The 373-nt window shown below is 70.8% G+C and carries 1 pseudogene; it reads right to left on the bottom strand.

Going from position 1 to position 373, the window contains the following annotated elements:
* Nucleotides 1-373 (bottom strand): annotated as a pseudogene (locus tag ACFWJO_RS38830) (phosphomethylpyrimidine synthase ThiC); the annotation flags it as partial.

Below are 373 nucleotides of genomic sequence, written 5' to 3'. Positions count from 1 at the left end.
GCAGGCCAAGTTGCTCCTTGGGCGTGACGTAGCAGAGCATCGCGGTGCCGTAGCGGGCGATCTCGGTGGCGCCGATGGCCGAGGTGATGTGGTCGTACGCCGGGGCGATGTCCGTGACGAGGGGGCCGAGCGTGTAGAACGGGGCGCCCTTGCACAGCTCCTGCTGGCGCTCCACGTTCTCCCGCACCAGGTGCAGCGGGATATGGCCGGGGCCCTCCACCATGACCTGGACGTCGTACGCCCACGCCCGCTCCGTCAGCTCGGCCAGCGTGTCGAGCTCGGCGAACTGGGCGGCGTCGTTGGCGTCGGCCACGGAGCCCGGCCGCAGGCCGTCGCCCAGGGAGAACGCGACGTCGTAGCGCGCGAAGATCTC

Origin of the sequence: Streptomyces sp. NPDC127092 (assembly GCF_042722475.1) — a bacterium.
Lineage (GTDB): Bacteria > Actinomycetota > Actinomycetes > Streptomycetales > Streptomycetaceae > Streptomyces.
Note: the sequence above shows the minus strand (reverse complement) of the source record. Positions and strands in the feature narration are given on the sequence as shown.